Below are 23,658 nucleotides of genomic sequence, written 5' to 3' on the forward strand. Positions count from 1 at the left end.
CACCCCGCCAATGGCTAATTGGCGGGGTTTTTCTTTTTTGGCACTTTCATTGACCAGTTAACAGGGAGATTGCGGTGACCACCTCGCTGAAAGGCATACTCTGCATGTGTTTGGGCGTGCTTTTTCTCGCCCTAGGCGACGCCGTTTCCAAATGGTTAGGCGAAGTGCATTCGCCGCTGCAGATTATTTTCTTCCGCGCTTTAGTCTCACTGCCATTGATTGCGCTGCTTGCCCATTTTGCCGGCGGTTTGCGTAAACTGCGTACCAAGCGGCCGGGGGTGCACCTTCTGCGCGGCTTAATCTACACCGCTACCATGGTCTGCTTCGTATTAGGGTTAACGCTTTTACCGCTAGCAGAAGCCACGGCCATTGCCTTTGTAGCACCGCTGTTTGTTACCCTGCTATCGGTACCATTATTAGGTGAGCGTATTGATCCCCCCGTGCTGATCGCTTCGTTAGTCGGGTTTGTTGGGGTGTTGATCGTCGTCCGTCCTAATGGCGATGCGCTTCAAGTTGGCGCATTGGTGTTAGTGGGGGCCGCACTGTTTTATGCACTGATGATGATTACCGCCCGTCGTTATGGCGCTCGTGAGCATCTATGGGCAATGCTGTTTTACATGACCTGTGTGCCGCTTGTCGTGACGGCCGTAACGTTGCCTTGGGTGTGGCAGGCCCCTCAGCCTTGGCATTGGGTGGGGTTTTTCGCCTCCGGGGTGCTGGGCGTTGCTGCCACCGCCTTTATTACCTTGGCTTTTCGGTTTGCGCCCGCGGCCATCGCCGCGCCGTTTGATTACACCGCCATGCTCTGGGCGGTGCTGCTGGGCTGGTGGTTCTGGGGCGAAATGCCGGATCTCTGGGTCTGGGTAGGCAGCGCCTTGATAATGGGCAGCGGGCTAGCGGTGGCATACCACGATCGAAGAACGACCCTCAAGCGTCGTCCGACGGCTTAACAAACGCCACCGAACGATTACTTTTTGATCTACGTCATCGAATTGGTCAGCTGGCCCGGACAGCGAGCTTGGGCTGGTTATAATCCAACCTTTTCGTCGCAGCACGCTGCGTACCATCGTCCTGATAACGGTGACTGTTGATGCAAGCCCCCGAACGACTCAAGCAAGCTCCCGAACTGCTTTCCCCTGCGGGTACCTTCAAGAACATGCGTTACGCGTTTGCCTATGGCGCCGATGCGGTGTATGCGGGGCAGCCGCGCTATTCTCTCCGGGTGCGCAACAACGATTTTAAAATTGATAACCTGCATCGGGGTATTGACTACGCCCATACGCGAGGCAAGCAGTTTTACGTTGCATCCAACATTGCCCCGCATAACAGCAAGCTAAAAACGTACCTACAAGATATGGAACCGGTGATTGAAGCCGGCCCCGATGCGCTGATCATGTCAGATCCAGGTTTGATAATGATGGTGCGTGACCGCTGGCCGGATCAAGTGATCCATCTGTCGGTACAGTCAAACGTCGTTAACTGGGCCGCTGCCAGGTTCTGGCAGCGCCAGGGCATTAGCCGCATTATTTTATCCCGGGAGTTATCGTTGAACGAGATCGGCGAAATACGCGCCGAGTGCCCCGATCTGGAAATTGAAACCTTTGTCCATGGTGCGCTGTGTATCGCCTATTCGGGGCGCTGTCTGCTATCGGGGTATTTCAATCATCGTGACCCCAATCAGGGCACCTGCACCAATGCTTGTCGCTGGAAGTACAACACAGTGGCCGCCAGCCACGATGATAAAGGCGACTTAATACCTGCTCAGGGTAGCGGCCCGGCTTTTGCCGCCGATCAAAACGAGCTCTCGGCGCTGATTGAAGATGTTTCCCGCCCTGGCAAGCTGATGCCCGTGTATGAAGACGAACACGGTACCTACATCATGAATTCCAAGGACCTGCGCGCGGTGCAGCACGTGGCTCGGTTGACGGAAATAGGGGTAGCATCGCTAAAGATCGAGGGGCGCACGAAATCCCATTATTACGTCGCGCGTACCGCGCAAGTTTACCGGCAAGCCATTGATGATGCGGTTGCGGGGCGTCCTTTTAATCGGGGGCTAATGGATGAGCTTGAGAACTTGGCCAATAGGGGATACACCGAAGGCTTCTACCAACGCCATGTCCATGGTGAATTCCAAAATTACGAGCAGGGGCATTCTATTGGTGTGCATCAACAGTTCGTCGGTGAAGTGTTGGGGTACGACTCGGCGCGTGGAACTTTGGAAATAGAGGTTAAAAATCGCTTCGAGGTGGGAGATAGCATGGAGCTGATGCTACCCGGGGGTAATCACCGTTTTGTGCTCACCCATATCGAGAACCAGCGGGGCGAAGCCCTATCCGCGGCACCGGGCTCTGGGCACCGTGTGCAAATCCCCGTGCTCGGTGCCAGCATTACCCCTGAACAGCTTGAGTTTGCGCTGTTAATGCGTGATCTCGCGCCTTCCAACGCAGCACACCCTGAATCGTTAGGGGTAGCGATTAGCTAAACGCATAAACGTCCATCGCAAGCACGCCGTGCTCTACGCTGTGATGCAGTTGTTTGGCGCCGTCTCCTGCCCCCATGGCCACCAGCAACGGCTGGAAGTGTTCTGGTGTCGGATGGTTTTTCTGCGCTTGTGGTGCGTTCTCCCAGTTAAGAAGCGCTTCACGGTCATTGGCGATAAGGCGGTCACTCACCCAAGTGGCAAATTCATCTACCCAGGCGGGCATAGGGCTCTCCTGGGGCATGATTTCATAAAGATTATGAGTCAGGCTGCCCGAGCCGATAATCAAGATACCCTCTTCCCTTAGCGCTGCTATTTGTTCACCCAGCGCTACAAGCTCCGCATTGCTCCAGCGGACGGGAAGTGACAGAGAAACGACCGGTACATCGGCATCAGGAAACATCAAGGAAAGAGGCACCCAAGCGCCGTGATCAAGGCCGCGCTCTACACCTTCGGCGCCCAGTAGTCCGGCTAGTCGTTCAGCCAGGTCTGGGTCCCCAGGGGCGGGGTACTGGCACTCAAACAGCGCCCGTGGGAAGCCACCAAAATCATGGATCGTTTCTGGCTTGGCACTGGCACTGACCTTGAGCGTGAGGCTCTCCCAGTGCGCCGAGACCACGACCACCGCTTTGGGTGAAAGCTGTCTGCCCAGTTCGCGTAGAAAGGCATGAGCCGGGGTTTTATTGAGTGCCAGCATGGGCGAACCATGGGAAATAAAAAGGCTGGGTAACATGGAAGTCTCCACCGCGGTGCCAGTGTTTGATAGGTTATTTATACTCTCATCTAGTGGGAGGGTGAACGGTTACCTGGGTCGGAAAAGTCCTGGTTCGAAAAAGCCTGAAAAGCGCGCGCTGCCTGGTAAGGGCTAGGTTGACCACAAATGGCCGAAATTACCGCTAAGCCCTGCGCGCCAGCCGTTCTGACGCGCTCGGCGTGCTCGGCTTTCAAGCCGCCGATAGCCACACTAGGCAGCGGGCAGGCGTTGGCTAATTGCGCGAGTCCATCAAAGCCAATGGGTTGAGCGTGGTCTTGTTTGCTAACGGTGGCGAAGACCGGGCCAAGCCCCACGTAATTCAGTAGCTCTACCGGGGCGGCTTGTAACTGGGCGAGGGTGTTTATCGATAGGCCGATAATGGCATCCTTGCCCATCGCGATGCGGGCTTCATGCACGGCAGCGTCGCTCTGGCCGACGTGCAGGCCGTCTGCTTGGCTTTCCAGCGCTACCTGCAAACGGTCGTTAATGATCAGTGGCACACCGGTGCCCGCCAATAGCGTTTTTAGCCGCTTGGCTTGAGCAGTCATGTGCTCATCACTGGCATGCTTATCACGTAGTTGGACGATGGTGACACCGCCGCTTACCGCTGCTTCTACCGTTTGCTCTAGGCCATAAGCGTCGCAAAGCGCAGCGTCGGTCACCAAATAAAGCGAGAGATCAAACGCCATGAATTGCCTCCCACTGCGCATGGGTAGTGAGGTCGTTAGGGGTCAGTTGATAAAGCGCATCCAGCAGAGCGACTTGAAAACTGCCTGGGCCCTGCGCTGTTTTACCCGCCCGCTCACCAGCAACGGCAAAGCAGCCGAGCGCTGTGGCGGCGGCTTCCAGCGGGGCTTCACGGTTGGCCGCTACAAATGCAGTGACCAGCGCGCTTAGGCCGCAGCCTAACGTTGTTACCTGGGGCATTAAGGGGTGGCCACCGTGAATACGGTAGTGCTGTGTGCCATTCGTCACCCAGTCGCTTTCGCCGGTCATCGCCACAATACAGTCGTGATGCTTTGCCAGCGCTATCGCTGCGTTGATAGCTTGCTCGGTGGGAGCCGTTGAATCCACACCACGCCCCTGGTCAGCTAAGCCGTGAAGGGCAAGAATTTCAGACGCATTGCCACGAATGACACTTGGTTTAGAGGCAAGCAGCTTCGCGCAGAGCATTTGACGATAGCGGGTAGCGCCAACGGCAACGGGATCTAACACCCAGGGGATAGCGTGCTGGTCAGCGGTTGCCGTGGCGGTCAGCATGGCATCGGCCCAGTGGGAAGAAATCGTGCCGATGTTAATCGATAGCCCCGACGCAATAGCGGTGAACTCAGCCACCTCTTCTGGGGCATGTAGCATGGCGGGTGACGCGCCAGTGGCTAGCAGCAGGTTGGCCGTACTGTTCATGGCGACATAATTGGTCATGCAATGGACTAGCGGTGTCGCTGTGCGTAACGTCGCAAGATAATCGCCAAGCGGAGGTAGGGTCATAGTATCCTCCCGGCGGGGAGGTGGTAAGCGGTACCACGACTCCCTACGCCGGTATTATCCGGTTCAGGTTCAAAGGGTTCTTCTCAGCTCGCTAATAACGGCGAGCGCCCCTGCCGAACGATCACTATCCTTGGCTGTGTTGGCCCTGTAAAGCCCAGGGAGAGGGAAGTGGGTGGAAATATGGCGCCTCAGCCCCCATGTTAAGCGGTATAAGCCGTTAACGATCCACATCAGCGACAGGAGAGCGTGATGAGTTTTCAAGGTGAGCAGCATCCTGGTGTCGTCGATACGCCCCCGCAAACCCAAGGGTTTCGTTTAAACCACACCATGCTGCGGGTAAAAGATCCCGAGCAAGCATTGGCGTTCTACTCAAAAGTATTTGGAATGCAGGTAATGCGGCGGCTGGATTTCGAAGAGATGCAGTTCTCGCTCTATTCTTTATCCAACCTAGAGCCAAGCGATAACGTGCCAGATGATGCACAAGCGCGCACGGCCTGGACCTTTAGCCAGAAAGGGCTGCTAGAGTTGACCCACAACTGGGGAACCGAAAGCCAGGACGATTTCGCCTATCACGATGGCAATGCAGAACCGCAAGGCTTTGGGCATATCTGTTTTAACGTGCCGGATTTAACGGCGGCCCAGGCGTGGTTCGACGAGCACGATGTTACCTTCGTCAAGCGCGCCGACCAGGGCAAGATGAAAGACGTTATCTTTGTTAAAGACCCGGATGGCTACTGGATCGAAGTGATTCAAGCGGACTTGATGGTGGCGAAGAGCGATTCATGAGGCCTATCAATGGCTAAACTACTGTTCCGGCTGCGCCATGTAACTGACGAAGAAGCCATGGAAGTGCGCGACCTGCTCGCCGCCCATGGCTTTGATACCTATGAAACCCAGGCGGGCTTTTTCCGCTTGGGGGTCGATGCTATCTGGCTGCGCAACCCACACCAGCACGACGCTGCCATCGCGGTGTTAGACGCCTACCAAGCTGAGCGCCTGGAACGCGCTCAGCGTGAGCATCAAGCAGCGGTAGAACGGGGCGAGGCAGAAACCTTGTGGCGTCGTCTAGCCGCTCATCCGCTGCAGGTGTTACTGGTGCTGTTGGCCGTAGGACTTATTGCGGCCCTCACACTTCTGCCATTTTTGGGCCTGTCGCGAGCCTAAGCCGCTGGTAGATGGCCGCGTTTGAGGTACATCATGACGCCCTGCTCACCGGCCGTTAATGCCGGTGCTGAGCCGCTCGGGTAGCGGCACCAGGTGCCTGCCGTGTAGCTTTGCTCACTATCGCTAAGCGTGCCTTCCAGAATCAAAAATTCCAGGCCGCCCAGCAACGTGGGGTAGGAAATAGAGGTCCCCTCCGACCAGCGTTCCAGGCTAGTGCGCTCTTGCTTGTAGGTGTGCAGCATCTTGTAGGCAATGCGCGGGCGCCGATCCGGCTGCCAGGGAAGCCGATGAGCAGGCACCGCCAGCTGTAGCGTGTCGTTGGGGTCAAACTGATGTAGTTTGACAAAAATCAGCGCGCCTTCCTCGCCAATCTGGGGTGTATGGCCGGTACCAATGGGGTTTCGTAAGTAGCTGCCCGCCGCGTAGCGCCCATGTTCATCGGCGAATACACCTTCCAGCACCAGAATCTCCTCGCCACCGCCATGGGTATGGCGATCAAACTGCGTATTGGGCGCATAGCGGACGAGGCTGGTGGCGCGGGCTACTTCATCACCAATGCGGTCAAACATCATGCGCTCAACCCCAGCGCTGGGGGAATCGACCCACTGATACTCTTCGGGGGTAACACAGGCAAAGTGGCTAAAATCGGCGTTTAGACGCATGGGAAAGGGCTCTTCGCAGTGAAGGTAAGTATCGGGGAGGAGTAATAGTCTCCTTATTGACAGCAAGAAATGCAACTTTCGGTTGTATTGGTAGCATTACAGAAATGAAAAGATGCCGCCAATGGCGGCACTAGGCTGCGTTAAACGAGAGAGGCTTAGAGAGTTTCCGTCAGCGCGCTAAGGAGTTGGTGCGCTGCCTCTATGCGGGCACCATTGGGATAGTTATGGTTAGCCAGCATCACAATACCGATCTGCTCGCTGGGCACAAAGGCCACATAGCCGCCAAAGCCATTGGTTGAGCCGGTTTTGTTATAAAGCGCCTCTTGCCTAGGGGCCAAGGGGGGCGTTAAGCGGTTGGCAGGGTTGGGCTCTAAAATCATCTCAAGCGAATTGCCCTTCAGTAACTGCTCAAGCGCCACCGGGTAGGCGTAGCTTTCCCAGCCCAGGCCCTGGGTCATCTTGCCAATGCTAAAGTATCCTGTGCGCGACGCGGCCAAGGCTTGCCGTAGGGTTTCGTCCTGTACCGTATCATTCAGGTGAGCTTCCACAAAAGAGAGCACGTCAGCAGCTGTCGATTTCAAACCGTAGGCTTGGGCATCCAGCATGCCAGGGTTTACCCGAATGGGCTCGTCCTCTTTTGAGTAACCGTAGGCATATTGCACCTGCTGCGCTTCGGGCACCTGAAAGTAGCTATGCTCAAGCCCTAGCGGGGTGAACAGCGCCTCTTCCATCACCCTCTCATAGGGCTGACCAAGGCTTTGTGCAGCGAGATAACCGAGCAGGCCCAAACTCGGGTTGGAATAGAGCCGGTGGCTGCCAGGGGCGGATTCAGGTTGCCATTGGCGGTAATAGTCAATCATTGCCTCTTCGCTTTGCACCGCTTCTGGGAACTGCAGCGGAAGCTCGCCCGCGGTGTAAGTGCCCAGTTCCAGCAGCGTGATTTTATCGAAGGCGCTGCCTTCAAGTTCCGGTAGGTAGCGACTGGCCGGGTCGGAAAGCGCGAGCGCGCCGTTAGCCTGGGCATAGCCAGCGAGTGCTGCTGTGAAAATCTTGCTGACAGAACCTAGTTCGAACAGTGTCTCATCGGTGACCGGAATCCCCGCTTCTTGATTGGCTAGGCCATAATTAAAGTAGTGCTGCTGGCCGTTGATACTCAGTGCAATCGCCATGCCTGGAATACGATACTCGGCCATCAAAGGCGCGATAGTATCGTTCACCCGCGCCTCAATATCGGTGCTTTCAGGCGTGCCGGATGCCCATAAAGAGCCGTTGAGTAAAAGCGAACCTGTCATGATAAGGCCGCAGTTTGCTGCTAACATCTTACGCATACCGGAATCCCGTTGTGATTAATGCCGAAAGAAAGCTAGGCGTTATTCCCAGCTGCAAAGCGCGTGACAGTGGCTAACTTACGGCGCGCTGCGGCAATTCACAAACAGCGATATTTTGCATAAGCCATTAGAAAAATTTGGGGGTAAGGTGGTGCGTCCCTATCTGCCGTTGAAGGCCCTGCGAGCTTTTGAGGCGTCGGCCAGGCATTTGAGCTTTACCCGAGCGGCAGAAGAGCTTCATGTGACCCAGGCAGCAGTTAGCCATCAGGTTAAGCTGCTCGAAACCCAGCTGAAGGTATCGCTATTCACCCGCTTGCCGCGAGGGTTAATGCTTACCCAAGAGGGTGAGCTGCTGCTGCCGGTATTGAAGAGTTCTTTTGACCAGATATCGCACACGCTGGGTCGAGTGGGCGAGAGCAGCTACCGAGAAATACTAAACGTCGGCGTAGTAGGGACCTTTGCCGTTGGCTGGCTACTACCGAGGTTAGGCGATTTTCAGCAGCAGTACCCGTTTGTCGACTTACGACTTTCCACCCATAACAACCGCGCGGATATTGCTGCTGAAGGGCTCGACTTTGCTATCCGCTTTGGGACGGGTGCCTGGCACGCTACCGCAGCCCAGCCACTGTTACCGGCGGCGCTCTCAGTGATGTGCACACCCGATATCGCTGTGCGGCTCAACACCCCGGCCGACGTGCTGGGTGAAACTTGGCTGCGCTCTTATCGCGCCGATGAGTGGACCGAGTGGCTATTGGCGGCGGGGTTGCCACGCAGCTTTCCGATGACGAAAAGCATTGTGTTTGACTCTTCCATCGCCATGGTGGAAGCGGCCATGCAGGGTGCAGGTGTCGCGCTGGCGCCACCGCTGATGTTCTCAAGGCAACTGAGCAGCGGTGCGCTGGTACAACCTTTCGACACCGCTGTCAGTCTGGGAGGCTATTGGCTAACGCGGCTGCAAACACGCCCAGAAACCCACGCCATGGCGTCTTTCCGGGAGTGGCTGCTCACGGCCATCAATACCTGAGCAGCGCTATTGACGTTAACGGCTAGTGGCTATGACTATGATCGTCGTGGTCGTGGTCGTGGTCGTGGTCGTGGTCGTGGTCGTGGTCGTGGTCGTGGTCGTGGTCGTGGTCGTGGTCGTGGTCGTGGTCGTGGTCGTGAGAATGATCGTGATCGTTATGGCCCGGCTCTGCCAGCGCATCATGCAGCACCTGCGCATTGTGGCGCATCATGCCCAGATAGGTGCTTGCCTCGTCTTCGCTTGCCAAGGCATCCGCGTAGAGCGTACCGGCAATTGGCAGGCCGGTCTCTTCGGCTAGCTGGGTGATGATCGACTGGTTGGTCATGTTCTCATGGAACAGTGCTTCGACATTTTCCTGCTCAATCACATCCACTAGCGCAGCCATGCTGGCGCCACTTGGGTCGGCTTCCGTCGAAAGCCCTACCGGGGAGAGGAAGTTCACGCCGTAAGCGCTTGAGAAGTAGCCAAAGGAGTCGTGACCGGTAATCACGCTTGTTGAAGCCGGAATCTCTTCAATCAACGCTCGAATCTCAGCGTCTACCTCGGCCATCTCCTGTAAGTACTGCTCCGCATTGGCGCGATAGGCATCAGCGTTTTCGGCATCCGCGGCGATTAACCCATCGCGGATATTGGTCACATACACCTTGGCTTGCTGCATATCCTGCCAGGCATGAGGATCTTCATCGCCATGGTCATGTCCGGCATGTTCTTCGTGGTCATGATCATCATGCCCGTGCTCATCATGCCCGTGTTCTTCGTGATCGTGGCCGTCATGTTCGGCGAAAGAGAGCGGTTTGATGCCATCGGTTGCGGTCACCAAGGCACCTGAGTAGTCGCTGGCGCTAATCAAGCGCTCCATCCAGCCCTCAAACAGCAGGCCGTTGAACACCACTAAATCAGCGTTTGCCAATGAACGTGCATCACCGGGGCTCGGGGAGTAAACATGCGCATCGCCATCGGCAGCCACCAATGAGGTCACGTCGACATGCTCGCCGCCTACGTTTTCTACCATATCCGCCAGGATAGAGAAGCTGGTAACAACCTGAACACGTTCATTAGCAATAGCGGCAGGTAGCGCCAACATCGCGGAAACACCCACTAACCAGCGCGATGACCGAGATGATAAATAGGCAAGCGGCATACAACACTCCTTACGGTAAATAGAAAGACGACGATTAAAGCCCTTGCTCTGCGGCCAACGGCGTTGTTTTACGCCGCAGTTTGGCGGCCAAGCTGTGGTAGCGACCAAACAGGGCCGAAAAGAGATACCCAAACCCGGCCAGCAAAATGATGCTGGGGCCTGAAGGGATATCCAGATGGAAAGAGAGCAGCAGGCCGCCGGTGCTCGACACCATGGCCAGCACAATCGCGATGCCGATCAACCCCTCCAAGCGTTTACTCCAAAAGCGTGCCGAGGTGGCGGGCAGCATCATTAACCCCACTGCCATCAGCGTACCCAGGGTTTGAAAGCCGGCGGTTAAATTCAGCACTAACAGCCCCAAAAAAACGCTGTGTACCCATCCACTACGGCGGCTCTGGCCGCGTAAAAACAGCGGGTCCAAGCACTCAACCACCAGGGCGCGAAACACTATGGCCAGCGTCACCACAATCAGCGTACTGATGCCCGCGATCAGCAGTAGCGCGGTGGAGTTAATCGCCAATATCGAGCCAAACAGCACGTGGGTAAGATCAACACTGCTGCCACCTAATGAAATCAGCATAACGCCGGCGGCCAGCGAAATAATAAAAAAGCTCGCCATGGCGGCATCTTCGCGTTGACCGCCCATTTTCGACACCGCCCCCGCTAGCAGCGCGACCATCAAGCCAAACAGCACCCCACCAATACTCATGATGGGTAGCGAGAAGCCTGCCAGCAGGAAACCCAGTGCGACGCCGGGCAGAATCGCGTGGGCCATGGCGTCGCCAATCAGGCTCATGCCGCGCAGCACCAAAAAGACCCCTAGCGGCGGCGCGGCTAACGAAAGTGCCAAACCACCCACCACCGCGCGGCGCATAAAGCCGTAATCGAACGGGCTAATCAACCAAGCATTAAGCAGGTCCAACATGACGACCTCCTGCATTAAACGGCACCACTTGGGCAGGGGCGTGTTGATGAGAGAGGGCACTGGGCGCGACCCAGCGGCCGTGGCCACCGTTAAGCATCAGCACTTCGTCGGCCAAGCGTTGCAGGTGATCCATATCGTGCAGTACGACAACAATCGTCGCGCCGTCATCCGCCATCTGACGCAAAATGCGGATTAAAATATCCACGGTTTCGCTATCCACGTTGGCAAACGGCTCATCAAGCAGTAGTAGTTCAGCTTCTTGCATCAGGGTACGGCCAATCAGCGCGCGTTGGCGCTGGCCGCCGGAAAGCTCGCCTAACGGGCGGTGGGCCAAGTGCGAAATACCCAGGCGTGCCATGATCTCGCGCCCCTTGCGGTAATGGCCCGCACAGTAGCCGGTTAGCGCCCCGTGGCTAGGCCAACTGCCGGTCATTACCAACTCTTCCACACTCATCGGGAAGGTCAGGTCCAACGCTAACTGCTGGGGTAGCCACGCCCGGCGCTCTTTGGGCACCGTACACACCACTTCGCCGTTAATAGGACGAAGTTCACCCATAATCGCTTGAATCAAGGTGCTTTTGCCGGCCCCGTTAGCACCAATCAGTGCAGTAATCGCGCCCGGTTGAAAGTCGCCTTCAAGGTGTTCAAGCACCGTGCGGCGCGCTTGAGCCAGGTGCAGGTCATGTAACTGTAAGCGTGATAAAGAGCGTTGACTCATCCTAGCCACCCGCCTGCCCAAGTCACCAAACCCCAAAGCACTAACAGCGGCACAGCAACAAACAATAACCGTTTAACAGCCGACAGCGACATCAAGGAAAAGTGACAAGGACCTTCCTTGTTATGGCGATGTGTATGCTCACTCATGAGAGAGCCCTCGTTCAATATAAATAGGTTATAACATAACATTTGGCAAAGCCAAAAAAATTGCTGGATATTTTACCCGTTAACACCGAGCTGGCAAAGATAAAGCGCTGGCAGCAAACCGCCGCCAGCGCTTTAGAGGAAAACCAGAGAGGATGGCGTGAATCAGTAACGCCAGGTAGCGCCCAGCTGCTGTGGCCCCACGTTCAGTGCGTATTCACCAGGAATAGTGATCAGCCCCAGCGATAGATTAGCGGGTTGGAAGCGGTTAATCGCTGACGATGCCTGATTCGGCTGCGTCCAAATCTGCAGCTCATTGACCAGCATGCCAGTCGCAAAGTTGATAGCGCCATCGCTTTCACGGCCATCGGCGGCAATCACCGCGCCCGCCACGCCATTGACCACCAGTGAACCAACACGAGCACCCCAGCCGCGCCGCTCGCGCTCAGCTTGCGCAAGCTGTAACCCCAGCGCCTGCACGCCACTTAAATCACCGCTGGCTTTTAAGCGCTCATATTCGGCCAAAGCCGCCGGGTGCGGCTGGCGATCCGTGAACATGCCGCCCAACGCCAGGGCGGATTTCACCACACCCACCCGCGCATCAAAACGGTCATCGTCATCGCTCGCTTCACTCGATTGGTAAGCGTTCACCGCCAAGCTAGTGCCGTAAATGCCCGTCCAGCCCCATTGCCAAACATTGGCATGGCGAGCGCCGTCCTCAAAGACCCCATCGTATTCATTCCATTGCCCGCCCGTTTGTGCCTGGGCTTGAAAAGAGACGGGCAGAGCGATCAACACGGTGGTAACCAACGCGGCGAAAAGACGAAAAGCATGCATGGTGAAGAGCCTATATAAAGAGAACATTAGCGATAAGCGTAGCACGCAAATCAAATAAGAAGAGGGTAGATTCAGGCAAGGACAAGGGGGTTGGATCAGTAGCGCTAAAGCATAATGTTGTTTAACAACGCTTGTGCACACTTCAAGCTCACAGAACAGCCACCGCGTTGGGTGGCTGTATCAGCTTAATTAGCCAAAACGCTAGGCTTTAATCTTCTTTGGGCGGTGTTTCCATCGCCCGTTTATCGTCGGGTACCCTGACGATGTGGCCGACTTCCAGCTTGTTATGGCTTTGGTGACGCTTGCCGTGAGAATCGATGATCGCGGCGACTTCGCCGATGCTGACAGCGTCGTCTTCCCGGTACGCTTCAACTTTGACCCGTACCATGGCGCCTTGGTAGCGGGCGGAAATAATGTCGCCAGGGTCGGGTTGGCCATTGTGATCAGGGTGTTTTTTAAAGTAGTCAATAACACTGGCGCTGCCGGGTTCATCCCATTCGATATGTTGATGCATCGTTGTCTTCCTTGTCGTGTTAAGTGTTGCTGGTGTGACTTTAGTGTAGTGCCTTCAACCGCTTACTTCCTCAATGCTCTCGGTGCTTTCTTCCGCTGGGGGTTCTGCCGTAGCTTGCTCGTCTTCTACCGCTACGCTATCTGTCTGCCCCACGTACTGGAACAGGAAATTGAGCGCTGCTGGCAGGCTGGCACGCCAAACTTGCCAGGTGTGGCCGCCGGGGTAAAGGTCGAGTCGCACGTCGTTGGGCTGAATGCGCTCCATGGCTTGGCGCAGTAAGCGGGCGTGGAATTCTGCGTCGTAGACATCGCTGCGTCCTGCGCTGATATACAGTGGTACGGGGGAAAGGTCGCCCTCATCTTCGATACCGCGGGGGGTTACCTGCAAGCGGTACTCTTCGAGATGGGCGGTGTAGTTAAGCGTTTCCCAAAGCGTTTGATCAAATTGCCCCTGGTCATTGCGAAACGCCGGGTGGCGCCAGGCAGAGGAGTTGCGTGGTGGCAGGGGAACGTAGCTGGCGGGGCTTAACGCGGCTACTGCGGCAAACAGCTCCGGCCGCTCCAGGGCAAAGTTGAGCGCGCCATAGCCACCGGCGGAAAGCCCTGCTATTCCTCGCAGTCGGCGTTCTTGACCCACGCGGTAGGTCGCTTCGATATGCGGCATCAGGTCGTTAAAAAATGCGCTACGGGCGGGTTCGTTGTGGCCATCCACCCACCAACTACGGCTACCGGGCATAATGAAAACGGTCGGTGGAATATGCCCGGCGCGAATAAGCCTGTCTGCCACCTGCTGCAAGTTGCCACGTGCTACCCAGTCGCGGTCAGTGCCAAAAGAGCCGTGCAGCATATAAACGATCGGATAAGCGGCTGTCGCTTGGGCGTCATAATTGTCGGGTAAATAAACGCTGTAAGGGTAATCGTAGCCTAGCGTAGACGAATAAAAATGATGGTGCTCAACCTCGCTGGCTAAACTATGACCACTGAAGGTTAGCCACCCAATCAATGTAGTGAATAGGGCGTTTAACCGGTATGAGGAGAGGGGTGGCTTATGGGTAAACACGTTTCCTCCGGGGAATTAAAACGCTTCAATGAGATCGGACAGCATGGCGACACGACTTATTCATCATAGCCATTTAGGTTGTTCATCATAGACATTCAGGACAGTTAAGCAGTTTAGTTGTTCATAATAATCCCTAATAATAGCAACGTAAGGCTAGCTGGCGGCGGGAGGGCTGATGCAGAAAGTTGAAGAAATTTATTGGTTACGTGCGTACGGCTGTATAGCCGTTTTTTTGTTTCACTTATTAGATCACGTCAATCAACGTCTCGATAATGTAGCTACCGATTTAATGCGCCTACCGCTGGTGCTAGGTACGCCGATCTTCTTGTTTATCTCGGTTTTTGTGTTCGCAGTTCGTTACGCTAAGTCCGTGCCGGCGGGGTTTCTTGCCCAGCGCGTGAAGTATGTGATGGTGCCTTACTTTGTATATGGCTTTATTTATTCGACTGCTGAATGGTTAAGACGACTGAGATCCGACGAGCCGGTAGGGTTCTTGGCCAATGCAATTGAATATTACGTATACGCGGGGTGGCATGGTTATTTCTTAATCATTGCCATGCAGTTTTACGTCGCTTATTGGTTATTTACTCGCTGGCAGCTATGGCGCTTGAACCCTGTACCGTGGCTGTGGGCCGCCTGTGTCATCAGCATGGCTTATTGGGGGCTTGCTTACTGGTTTAACGTTGACTGGCCAGGCTATCTGTTGTGGATCGCGCCGCTAGGGTGGCTCTATGTATTTTTCCTGGCGTTGGTGCTGGTGCAACACTACCCACTAGCCCCTGAGAGCGTGCTAGTGGAGCGCCCAGCCTGGATGCAGCAGATGGCCCGCCCGGTGTGGCTGGCACTTTTCGTGGCGCTGATTATTGCAGCTACCTTTGAGGGTTGGCTGGAGTTTTCCTCCAAAGAGGTGTGGGTAATCCCTTTCTTTGTGCTGTTTACGCTCTGTGCCATGCGTTATCTGGCCGGGCGGCCTGCGCCTTTGTGGGTGCGCCACATTAACGTTTATTCGTTTGGCATTTACTTGGCACACCCGATGTTCTTTGTGCTTACCGATCTGGTTGTTGAGCCCTTGTCGCTGCCTATTGGGGTGTATGCGCTGGTGCTTATCGTGGTAGGCGGCGTGGGATCCGTTGCCCTTAATAAGCTAGCCAATATCACTACGCTCGGTTCCATGCTATTCGGCAAGCAGTTGAAGGTAAGTTATTAAAATAGCTAGATAAGCTAGGCGTTAAGAGGCTAGTAGCAGAAGGCAAATAAAGAGAGTAATAAGATTCATCAGGGTAAAGCGAGCATTACGACCATGGTGTGAAAGCGGGTTCAGGGGCTTTTGGCAGCGAGGAGGTGCCTGGCTCGTCCGCCTGGCTAAGCAAGTGGCCACTGTAAGTTTTAAAGCGGGTGGGGCAGGCATGTAAGCGTTGCAAAAAGTCCTCTATTGCACTGTCTTCATCCAGCTCAGGGTCGAACCCACCTAAACGTTCAAACCATGCACGCCTCACGGCAATATAGGGTGGCATTATCAGTGCGCTTGCCAATAAACGCCTCAATAACCGCTCTGATAGCGATGGCTGGGTAAGGCTAACGATTAACGCATCAAGGGTGTAGGTGTTTAATTGCGGGTAGAGTGCGTCCCATAAACTGGCAGGCAGTGGTTTTCTTTGCAGCGCAATGATTAGCCACGCCGCTTGGCTTGTAAATGCGGCTTTATTGAGGCGAGCCCCCAGTGGTTGCGCAGGGGTGATCAGGCAGTGAGTGTGATAACGCTGCCCGATAGAGGTTAGACGCGCATTCGCTTGAGTGCCCGTCACCAAAATGGGCAACAAGTGGTCGGCGACACCGGATTCACGTATGGATTGTAAATGGCGTGGTAACTGCGCGCCCGTTACCATTGCATCAACAATAAAGCAGACCGACCTCATTATTTGCCGACTCCGATTGTGAGCAAATCTCTCAAATTGTAATTTATTGTAGTATCTGCTTCATTTGAGTAGCAAGTAAAAAAGCTTGCGGGCCAAAAAAGGGTGCTCAGTATTTTTAGTGCACATTTTGGTGCATTGGCGGTTATTTTTGTTCTATTTTGGTGCGTCAAAGGTTGTTAAAGAGGCTTGTTAGCAGCTCTTTGGACTTTATGCGTCATCAGGATGCATCAGAATCTATTTTTAAATATTTAAGAAACAGTTGCTTACGTTTTTTCTATGCCATATTGGTGCACATTTGGCATGCTCTCTGCATTGTATTTTGTAGCGGCTAGCGGGTCGTAGGCATAAGCCTTGCGGCGTGCTAAAACGATAGCCGGTCTGAAATGCTCGCTGAACGGTTTTGTATTTCAATGCAGGCAAACGTTGAGTGAACAAGAATGACAAACGTGCGGTTTAGCACGTATTTTGTCGAACAACACTTTTATCGGTAGCTTACTGTCGTTAGCTTTAAGCCACGCTCATACCGGAGGACACTATGTCAGCCAAGACTCTCGCGCTAATTGAAGAACATGATGTTAAATGGGTAGATCTGCGTTTCACCGACACGCGCGGTAAAGAGCAGCACGTGACTGTGCCTGCCCGTGATGTGAACGAAGAGTTTTTTGAGAATGGCCAAATGTTTGATGGCTCTTCTATTGAAGGCTGGAAGGGTATTAACGAATCAGACATGATTCTGAGCCCGGAAGACGGTACTGGTTACCTTGACCCCTTCACCGAAGATGCCACACTCGTACTTCGCTGCGACATCATCGAGCCGGCCACTATGCAAGGCTACGATCGTGACCCGCGCTCTATTGCTAAGCGTGCAGAAGCTTACCTGCAGTCGACTGGCTTGGGCGACACCGCCTTCTTTGGTCCTGAGCCTGAATTCTTTATCTTTGACGAAGTGCATTGGAAGTCTGACATTCAGGGTTCCATGTATAAAATCACGTCTGACGAAGGTGCTTGGGCGACCAGTAATCAAGTAGAAGGCGGCAACTTAGGCCACCGTCCGCGCGTTAAAGGCGGCTACTTCCCGGTTCCCCCGGTTGATAGCTTCCACGATATCCGTGGTGCGATGTGTAACACGCTGGAAGCCATTGGCCAGACGGTTGAGGTTCACCACCACGAAGTTGCTAACGCAGGTCAGAACGAAATCGGCGTTAAATTCAACACGTTGGTGAAGAAAGCTGACGAAGTTCAGGAAATGAAGTATGTGATCCACAACGTGGCACATGCTTACGGCAAAACCGCCACTTTCATGCCTAAGCCGCTGGTGGGTGACAACGGTTCTGGTATGCACGTCCACCAGTCGTTCTGGAAAGATGGTCAAAACCAGTTCGCCGGTGACGAGTACGCGGGTTTGTCTGAAATGGCACTTTTCTACATTGGCGGTATCATCAAGCACGCTCGTGCCCTGAACGCGTTCACTAACGCGTCTACCAACTCGTACAAGCGTCTCGTGCCAGGTTTTGAAGCACCCGTTATGTTGGCTTACAGCGCGCGTAACCGCTCTGCTTCCATCCGTATTCCGTATACCGCTAGCCCGAAAGGCAAACGCGTTGAAACTCGTTTCCCTGACCCGACCGCTAACCCCTACCTGGCGTTTTCTGCCATGTTGATGGCCGGTATCGACGGTATTAAGAACAAGATTCATCCTGGCGATGCCATGGATAAAAACCTGTACGACCTGCCGCCAGAAGAAGGCAAGTCCGTACCGACTGTAGCGCATAGCCTGGACCAAGCGTTGGAAGCACTCGATGCTGACCGCGCGTTCTTGACCGAGGGTGGCGTGTTCACCGACGAAATGATCGATGCCTACATCGACCTCAAGATGGAAGAAGTGGAGCGTATTCGTATGACCACGCACCCCATCGAGTTTGATATGTACTATAGCTGTTAAGTACAGCTGTTAAGTACAGCTGCTAATCAGCGTTACTCGACACTGGCTGTTACTATCAGCTAGGTGGTGGTAACAATGATGGCTAATAGAACCCCGCTACGGCGGGGTTTTTTTGTTACTGGGGACTGAGAAGCGTTGCAAGGGGAGGCTATGAACAAGGTCAATGCAGTCGTGATGAGCGGTGTGCTGATCACTTTTTTAGGCGTGGGGGGAATGGGCGGTACGGTGTTCGGGCAAACGGTTTACCGGGTCACCGATGAGCATGGCAACATTACGTTTACCGATAACCCTGGCCGTGGCGGCGAGGCATTAGAACTGACGCCATTGCCTAGCCTGCCGCCAGCATTAAAGTCAGCGATGTCCTCTTCCAGTGAAACCACGCCCGCTGCTATGCGCCCACGTGGCAAACCAGGGCAGCCCTTTATGCCCTATGACCACTTTTCTATTGCGCTGCCCCAGCAAGGCGCACGCCTGACGGAGCGAAGCACCGCGGTGGAGGTGGCAATTGCGCCACCGCTGCGTGAAGACCACCAAGTGCGGCTGTTAGTGAATGGAGAGATTAGCCAAACCGCGCTGCACAGTGATGTTTTCTGGTTAACGGGGCTGCCTGCGGGGCAGCACGAACTTCAAGCAGAGTTACTGGACAGCAGCCAGCGGTTACAGCACCGCACCCCGGCGGTGACGATTACGGTTCCTTAAAAGGGCCATTAAAAGTCTCAGTGCACTAAAATAGTGCAATCGTGGGCGCATTTAATGTCGCGATTGCGCTAAAACGATTCATCTATCCCCGCCGCTTTGCCCGCAAGCCGTGCAACTAGGCATAAAGGAATAATTGGCGCGCTTTTTGCAGTTCCCACATTGATCATCCACCTGTAGGTCTATCACCGCGATGGAAGACGCAATTTCTCAGGACACCACCATGCATCAGCGTTTGCTTGAACATCTCACCACGGCGGTATTGCTGTTAGACGGCGAGCTGCGTGTGCGCTGGATGAACCCTGCCGCTGAAGCTTTATTGGCGGTCAGCCTTAGCCGAGTTCACGGGATCAGCCTGGATACGCTACTCGGCGGTGATGAAAGTATTGATGATGTGTTAGCCAAAGCACGGGATGCTTTTCACCCTTATACTCAGCGCGAAGCGCGTATTACGCCCCTGAATAGTGAACCACTCACCGTCGACTATACGGTGACACCATTATCTGACGATGAACTGCTGTTAGAAGTTGAGCCGCGGGACCGGCTAATGCAAATCTCCCGAGAAGAAGCGCTCACTACCCGCCAAGAGACGATCAAGGTGTTGGCCCGCGGGCTTGCCCATGAAGTCAAAAATCCGCTTGGCGGCATTCGCGGTGCTGCGCAACTGTTAGAGCGGGATTTAGACAACCCGACGCTGCGCGAATATACCCATATTATTGTGGAAGAGGTGGATCGTCTGCGCGATCTGGTCGACTCCATGCTCGGCCCTAACCGAATACTCAAGCACGAACCGGTTAATATTCACAAAGTGCTCGAACGGGTGCGGTCGCTGTTGATTGCCGAGCATCCCAGCGTTGAAATCAGTCGTGATTATGATCCGAGCTTGCCTGACCTTTCCGGCGATGAATCGCAAATGATTCAAGCGGTGCTTAATGTCGCGCGCAACGCCGTGCAGGCCATGAGCGATGCGCAAACGCCGGCGCCTACCCTAATACTGCGCACCCGCGCCCGTCGTCAATTTACCCTCGGCGCTGAACGGCATCGTTTAGTCAGCGAAGTAGCGGTCATTGATAACGGTCCCGGCATTCCAGATGCGCTACAGGAAACGTTGTTTTATCCCATGGTGTCAGGGCGAGCAGAAGGCAGTGGCCTTGGGCTTTCTATCGCCCAGTCGATTTTGCACCAACATCAAGGATTGATTGAATGCGACTCACGAGCGGGTCACACCGAATTTCGTTTACTGATTCCAATGATTATTAACTTCACCGGAGAAGCGTCATGACTGAGGCTGCACGTAATGATGTTGCGCGGGTGGTCATTGTCGATGATGACCGCGCTATCCGCTGGGTGCTGGAACGCGCATTGGCGCAACCCGATCTTGACGTTGAGTGTATTGAGCGCGCCGACGTGGCACTGACACGCTTATTGGAAAGCCCGCCGGACGTGCTGGTGACCGATATACGCATGCCCGGTATCGACGGTCTGGATTTAATGGCACGCGTGCGGGAAGCACACCCCGACCTGCCGGTGATTGTGATGACCGCGCATTCTGATCTAGATAGTGCCGTTGCTTCTTATCAGGGCGGGGCCTTTGAATACCTGCCCAAGCCGTTCGATGTTGACGAAGCGCTGGCACTGGTACGTCGTGCTGTCGCACATGCCCGTGAACGCCAACGCCCGGTCACTGTACCTGAAGGTTTGAACGCCGAGATTATAGGTGAAGCCCCTGCAATGCAGGAGGTGTTCCGTGCCATTGGCCGCCTTTCTCACTCGCATATCACCGTATTGATTAATGGCGAGTCGGGTACGGGGAAGGAGCGCGTTGCCCAGGCGCTTCATCAGCATAGCCCGCGCGCGGGTAAGCCGTTTATTGCGTTAAACATGGCGGCGATTCCCCGCGACTTGATCGAATCGGAGCTGTTTGGCCATGAGAAGGGCGCCTTCACCGGGGCGGCGCAGCAGCGCCAGGGGCGGTTTGAACAAGCCAATGGCGGCACGCTGTTTTTAGATGAAATCGGTGACATGCCGTCGGAAACTCAAACGCGTCTGCTGCGAGTGCTGGCTGACGGTGAATTCTATCGCGTCGGCGGGCATACACCGGTCAAAGTAGACGTGCGTATCATCGCTGCCACGCACCAAAACCTAGAGGTGTTGGTAGAAGATGGCCGGTTTCGGGAGGATTTGTTCCATCGGCTGAATGTGATTCGTATTCATTTGCCCAAGCTTGCTGAACGGCGCGAAGACATTCCCCGCTTAACGCGACATTTTTTAGCCGAAGCGGCGAAAGAACTCGCCACCGATATTAAGGTGTTAACCAGCGAAGCGGAGGCCCACCTAACGCGTTTACCATGGCCCGGCAACGTTCGGCAGTTGGAAAACAGCTGCCGCTGGCTCACGGTAATGGCGTCGGGGCGAGAAATTCTCGTTGAGGACCTGCCACCGGAGCTGCGTTCGCCGAGTGCCTCAGAAAGCAGCGCCCACGGTGACTGGCGCACGGCGTTTCGTGACTGGGCGGATCATGCCCTGGCCGAAGGCCATACGCATCTACTGGAAGAAGCGGTGCCTGATTTTGAGCGGATTCTGATTGAGACAGCGCTTAAACATACTGGCGGGCGCAAGGGCGAAGCCGCTGAACTGCTAGGCTGGGGACGTAATACACTCACCCGAAAACTAAAAACCCTGCTGCCAGCGTTGGCCGATGAATAAAGACTACTCGTTGGCGAGGATATAGACCGCGTCGGCATAGGTGGTTGCGGGAAGCTCGCATTGGTTCGTTTGCCAGGGCAGCAGGCTTAGCGTGTCGTTAATGCCCAAGGCGTTTAGTTGATAGGCGACGCCTTCGTTATACGTAACATGGCCCAAACCCATTAAGCCGACGGCCAGGGCGCCGCTCTCTGCGGCCTCGGCCAAACGTTGGGCCATGGCGACATCCCAGGTCAACTGTGCCTGAATAAAACGCTCAAGTGCTGCAGGCGTGTCATCCATGGCATGCTGATTAAAGACCTCTGTCAGCCGTGCGCGATAGTGGGCGCTGGCAGGTTGCGGCGGTGGGATGGCATAGCGTTCCTCAGCAGGCACGTTCTCCCAGCCATCGTTGACGAGTCGATGGCGCAGGGAGGGTTCTATATTGAGGGCGATTAGCGGAACTTGCGCCATACGGGCAAATTCCAAAATGGGCATATAGAGCGCCGCATCGAAGCCCCATGCCTCATCCCAGCGGGTTTGCGATAATAGCGTCGCGGCATCTGATTCACCGGCGATCCAGGCATCAAGGGCGGGCTGAGCGCTACGCGGTAACATTTCCAAGCCAATCACCAGTTCATCATTAAGCGCATGCAAGCCTGCCAGCGTGTGCAGCTGCCAGCGGTGATGGGATACTTCATCGTGCTGTTCGCCTAGCAACACAACTTGCTGCTGGGCCGAGGTGGATAGTGCCTGGCGTGTCGTTAGCGGCTGATCTTCCTGCCACCACTGACCCGGGCTTGGGCAGGCTGCCATTATCACACCGGGCTGTAGGCCCATCGCTAAGCAAACCATTAATGCGCTAATGCGCCATGCCCTTTGCAGAGAGTTACTGCGCTGATTCAAGGCGCTTAATCTCAGCCAGCAGTGCTTCTGCTTCTTCAGTAAGGGTGGCATTGGCGCGCATATCACCGTTGCGTGAAGCTTCCATCGCGGCTTGAAGTTTGCGCTCATACGCTTGCTGAAGCTTTTTTTTGGGGTCGCGCTTAAACATGCCTAACATGAGCAATCTCCTCGCTAACAAGGTTCGTTTGTACACTATTTGTATAGTTTTAGAGTGCTCGTGTCGAATATTTGTTTTAACTGCCTTTGTAATCGTAGTGATTAGGCGCGGCGCACTGGCGTAAAAAGCGCTCAAAATCACATAGAATCGTCTCTAGGCTCGCGTGCAGGCGGTGGTCGTCGTCAACCATCCGCAGCGATAGACGCTGAAGACGAGCGCGTTCGATCACCGGTCCCGGGGCAACTACATCATCCCGCCAACCGTGAATAATATGCGTGTGTTGTGCCTGGATAAGAGGTGATGTTTCCGGGTAGTCAGCTAAACCGAGCGCAGGGGCCAGCAAAAAACAGCCCAGTACCGGCTGCTGAGCGCTTACTGCCGCGCTCAGCCAGCCCCCCAAGCTAGAGCCTGCCAACACACAACAGGCAGGGTCATCGTTGCGTTCAGCTAATACACTCAGTAAATGCTGAAGCCGCTGCTGGGGTTGTGACATGCCACGATAGTCCATGACGACCGGCTCACAGTCATCCAGCTTTTCGGCAATACCTTTCATGGCCTGGGTTTTAAGCGCGCCTGGCCCGCTCTCTAGGCCATGAGATAGATAAACAATCATCATGGTGTTAGCTCGCTGAGCGTTGGATAGCTTCTCCACCCTGTTCGATGTCTTCACCAGCCCCACGAATGGTATTACAGCCGCTGACCACCAAAAGCGTGGTGATTAAGAGTATGCCAAGGGCAATAGCGCGTTTCATAATGCTCTCCTCAGATTTTGGGTAGAACGACTGATCACAATATTTACGATATCTTGGATTGGCGCGAAAAGTAGCGGCCAGAAAACAAAAATAATCGCTGTCGAGACATAACGCTACGGTTTTGTAGGCCATGAACAGAGAAATATGCCCTTATATCGCGTGCTTATGTCGCATGTGCCAGTTTTATACATAAAAGGCGCCGCCAAACGGTGCTCTTAGAAGTAACAGGTTCTATTTTAAGTCATTGTTATTTAAGTTTTTTTATTTTTATTGGCACGGCTTGGCTCAGCATCTGCAGGTTCTGTTTAGCAACAGAGAAATTTAATGGATTAGTTAGCCAGTTGTTTTAGTCGCTACAGAGGCAAGCATCA

26 protein-coding genes and 1 riboswitch are annotated in these 23,658 nt (G+C 54.7%); of the genes, 10 read left to right on the forward strand and 16 right to left on the reverse strand.

Features of this window, described 5'->3' with window-relative positions; translation table 11 throughout:
- The first annotated feature begins 74 nt into the window (after positions 1–74).
- Positions 75–950 carry a DMT family transporter gene (locus tag ACW44H_RS01055; RefSeq protein ID WP_457506238.1) on the forward strand — a complete coding sequence of 292 codons (876 nt, stop codon included), beginning with the start codon at positions 75–77 and terminating at the stop codon, positions 948–950.
- A gap of 140 nt (positions 951–1,090) precedes the next feature.
- The gene (gene trhP / locus ACW44H_RS01060; RefSeq protein WP_457506239.1) at positions 1,091–2,482 is read left to right on the forward strand and encodes a prephenate-dependent tRNA uridine(34) hydroxylase TrhP; all 1,392 of its coding nucleotides are present in this window, start codon (positions 1,091–1,093) and stop codon (positions 2,480–2,482) included.
- On the opposite strand, the gene ACW44H_RS01065 is transcribed toward trhP, so the two are convergent.
- Genes ACW44H_RS01065 through thiM form a run of 3 tightly spaced genes read right to left on the reverse strand, consistent with a single transcriptional unit; the run spans position 2,475 to position 4,721 of the window.
- Positions 2,475–3,212, reverse strand: coding sequence for a DODA-type extradiol aromatic ring-opening family dioxygenase (locus tag ACW44H_RS01065; RefSeq protein WP_457506240.1), 738 nt, complete (start codon positions 3,210–3,212; stop codon positions 2,475–2,477). The genes trhP and ACW44H_RS01065 overlap by 8 nt on opposite strands.
- Positions 3,213–3,262: 50 nt before the next feature.
- A complete protein-coding gene (gene thiE, locus ACW44H_RS01070) occupies positions 3,263–3,922 on the reverse strand; it encodes a thiamine phosphate synthase (protein ID WP_457506241.1) in 660 nt (219 codons plus the stop codon).
- Positions 3,912–4,721, reverse strand: coding sequence for a hydroxyethylthiazole kinase (gene thiM, locus ACW44H_RS01075; RefSeq protein WP_457506242.1), 810 nt, complete (start codon positions 4,719–4,721; stop codon positions 3,912–3,914). The genes thiE and thiM overlap by 11 nt, the downstream gene beginning before the upstream one ends.
- A gap of 23 nt (positions 4,722–4,744) precedes the next feature.
- Positions 4,745–4,843, reverse strand: a riboswitch (TPP riboswitch).
- A 127-nt stretch (positions 4,844–4,970) separates the two neighbouring features.
- Between thiM and gloA the strand changes: the two genes are divergently transcribed.
- Both gloA and ACW44H_RS01085 read left to right on the forward strand, forming a co-directional pair.
- Positions 4,971–5,507, forward strand: coding sequence for a lactoylglutathione lyase (gene gloA, locus ACW44H_RS01080; protein ID WP_457506243.1), 537 nt, complete (start codon positions 4,971–4,973; stop codon positions 5,505–5,507).
- A gap of 9 nt (positions 5,508–5,516) precedes the next feature.
- Positions 5,517–5,885, forward strand: a complete 369-nt coding sequence (locus ACW44H_RS01085) for a DUF6164 family protein (protein WP_457506244.1) — start codon at positions 5,517–5,519, stop codon at positions 5,883–5,885.
- On the opposite strand, the gene ACW44H_RS01090 is transcribed toward ACW44H_RS01085, so the two are convergent.
- The gene (locus tag ACW44H_RS01090) at positions 5,882–6,547 is read right to left on the reverse strand and encodes a cupin domain-containing protein (protein WP_457506245.1); all 666 of its coding nucleotides are present in this window, start codon (positions 6,545–6,547) and stop codon (positions 5,882–5,884) included. The two genes, ACW44H_RS01085 and ACW44H_RS01090, sit on opposite strands and share 4 nt — an antisense overlap.
- A gap of 155 nt (positions 6,548–6,702) precedes the next feature.
- Positions 6,703–7,866 carry a class C beta-lactamase gene (ampC, locus tag ACW44H_RS01095; protein ID WP_457508885.1) on the reverse strand — a complete coding sequence of 388 codons (1,164 nt, stop codon included), beginning with the start codon at positions 7,864–7,866 and terminating at the stop codon, positions 6,703–6,705.
- Positions 7,867–8,026: 160 nt separating this feature from the next.
- Here ampC and ACW44H_RS01100 point away from each other — a divergent pair, with 160 nt between their 5' ends.
- Positions 8,027–8,899 (forward strand): LysR family transcriptional regulator, encoded by an 873-nt coding sequence (locus ACW44H_RS01100; RefSeq protein ID WP_457506246.1) that lies wholly within the window; start codon positions 8,027–8,029, stop codon positions 8,897–8,899.
- 22 nt (positions 8,900–8,921) lie between these two features.
- Here ACW44H_RS01100 and ACW44H_RS01105 read toward each other — a convergent pair whose 3' ends face one another.
- The 6 genes from ACW44H_RS01105 to ACW44H_RS01130 form a co-directional block, all read right to left on the reverse strand.
- Positions 8,922–10,040: a metal ABC transporter solute-binding protein, Zn/Mn family gene (locus ACW44H_RS01105; protein ID WP_457506247.1), complete on the reverse strand. Its 1,119-nt coding sequence runs from the start codon at positions 10,038–10,040 to the stop codon at positions 8,922–8,924.
- A 34-nt stretch (positions 10,041–10,074) separates the two neighbouring features.
- Complete coding sequence (locus ACW44H_RS01110; RefSeq protein ID WP_457506248.1) at positions 10,075–10,965, reverse strand: metal ABC transporter permease; 891 nt, start codon at positions 10,963–10,965, stop codon at positions 10,075–10,077.
- Positions 10,949–11,683, reverse strand: coding sequence for a metal ABC transporter ATP-binding protein (locus ACW44H_RS01115; RefSeq protein WP_457506250.1), 735 nt, complete (start codon positions 11,681–11,683; stop codon positions 10,949–10,951). The genes ACW44H_RS01110 and ACW44H_RS01115 overlap by 17 nt, the downstream gene beginning before the upstream one ends.
- Positions 11,684–11,991: 308 nt before the next feature.
- Entirely contained in the window at positions 11,992–12,663 is a 672-nt protein-coding gene (locus tag ACW44H_RS01120; RefSeq protein WP_457506252.1) for a hypothetical protein, read from the reverse strand.
- Positions 12,664–12,871: 208 nt separating this feature from the next.
- On the reverse strand, positions 12,872–13,177 hold the full coding sequence (locus ACW44H_RS01125) for a hypothetical protein (RefSeq protein WP_457506254.1): 306 nt from the start codon (positions 13,175–13,177) through the stop codon (positions 12,872–12,874).
- Positions 13,178–13,231: 54 nt separating this feature from the next.
- The gene (locus ACW44H_RS01130; protein ID WP_457506256.1) at positions 13,232–14,236 is read right to left on the reverse strand and encodes an alpha/beta hydrolase; all 1,005 of its coding nucleotides are present in this window, start codon (positions 14,234–14,236) and stop codon (positions 13,232–13,234) included.
- A 175-nt stretch (positions 14,237–14,411) separates the two neighbouring features.
- On the opposite strand from ACW44H_RS01130, the gene ACW44H_RS01135 reads away from it, so the two are divergent.
- Complete coding sequence (locus ACW44H_RS01135; RefSeq protein ID WP_457506257.1) at positions 14,412–15,443, forward strand: acyltransferase family protein; 1,032 nt, start codon at positions 14,412–14,414, stop codon at positions 15,441–15,443.
- A gap of 85 nt (positions 15,444–15,528) precedes the next feature.
- Here ACW44H_RS01135 and ACW44H_RS01140 read toward each other — a convergent pair whose 3' ends face one another.
- Positions 15,529–16,152 carry a hypothetical protein gene (locus tag ACW44H_RS01140; RefSeq protein ID WP_457506259.1) on the reverse strand — a complete coding sequence of 208 codons (624 nt, stop codon included), beginning with the start codon at positions 16,150–16,152 and terminating at the stop codon, positions 15,529–15,531.
- 535 nt (positions 16,153–16,687) lie between these two features.
- Between ACW44H_RS01140 and glnA the strand changes: the two genes are divergently transcribed.
- The 4 genes from glnA to ntrC all read left to right on the forward strand — a co-directional run bounded on the left by glnA (position 16,688) and on the right by ntrC (position 21,496).
- Positions 16,688–18,094: a glutamate--ammonia ligase gene (gene glnA, locus ACW44H_RS01145; protein ID WP_113269815.1), complete on the forward strand. Its 1,407-nt coding sequence runs from the start codon at positions 16,688–16,690 to the stop codon at positions 18,092–18,094.
- A gap of 150 nt (positions 18,095–18,244) precedes the next feature.
- Complete coding sequence (locus tag ACW44H_RS01150; RefSeq protein WP_457506261.1) at positions 18,245–18,793, forward strand: DUF4124 domain-containing protein; 549 nt, start codon at positions 18,245–18,247, stop codon at positions 18,791–18,793.
- Positions 18,794–19,013: 220 nt separating this feature from the next.
- The gene (glnL, locus tag ACW44H_RS01155; RefSeq protein WP_457506263.1) at positions 19,014–20,072 is read left to right on the forward strand and encodes a nitrogen regulation protein NR(II); all 1,059 of its coding nucleotides are present in this window, start codon (positions 19,014–19,016) and stop codon (positions 20,070–20,072) included.
- On the forward strand, positions 20,069–21,496 hold the full coding sequence (ntrC, locus tag ACW44H_RS01160) for a nitrogen regulation protein NR(I) (protein WP_457506265.1): 1,428 nt from the start codon (positions 20,069–20,071) through the stop codon (positions 21,494–21,496). Before glnL ends, ntrC begins: the two co-directional genes overlap by 4 nt.
- Positions 21,497–21,499: 3 nt before the next feature.
- Here the strand turns inward: ntrC and ACW44H_RS01165 are convergent, their stop codons facing one another.
- The 4 genes from ACW44H_RS01165 to ACW44H_RS01180 all read right to left on the reverse strand — a co-directional run bounded on the left by ACW44H_RS01165 (position 21,500) and on the right by ACW44H_RS01180 (position 23,287).
- Complete coding sequence (locus ACW44H_RS01165; RefSeq protein WP_457506267.1) at positions 21,500–22,288, reverse strand: ChaN family lipoprotein; 789 nt, start codon at positions 22,286–22,288, stop codon at positions 21,500–21,502.
- 73 nt (positions 22,289–22,361) lie between these two features.
- On the reverse strand, positions 22,362–22,535 hold the full coding sequence (locus ACW44H_RS01170; RefSeq protein WP_457506268.1) for a DUF6435 family protein: 174 nt from the start codon (positions 22,533–22,535) through the stop codon (positions 22,362–22,364).
- A gap of 76 nt (positions 22,536–22,611) precedes the next feature.
- Positions 22,612–23,151 (reverse strand): YqiA/YcfP family alpha/beta fold hydrolase, encoded by a 540-nt coding sequence (locus ACW44H_RS01175; RefSeq protein ID WP_457506270.1) that lies wholly within the window; start codon positions 23,149–23,151, stop codon positions 22,612–22,614.
- Positions 23,152–23,155: 4 nt separating this feature from the next.
- On the reverse strand, positions 23,156–23,287 hold the full coding sequence (locus ACW44H_RS01180) for an entericidin A/B family lipoprotein (protein WP_113269809.1): 132 nt from the start codon (positions 23,285–23,287) through the stop codon (positions 23,156–23,158).
- Between the last annotated feature and the right edge of the window lie 371 nt (positions 23,288–23,658).

It is taken from the genome of Vreelandella sulfidaeris Esulfide1, assembly GCF_054072535.1.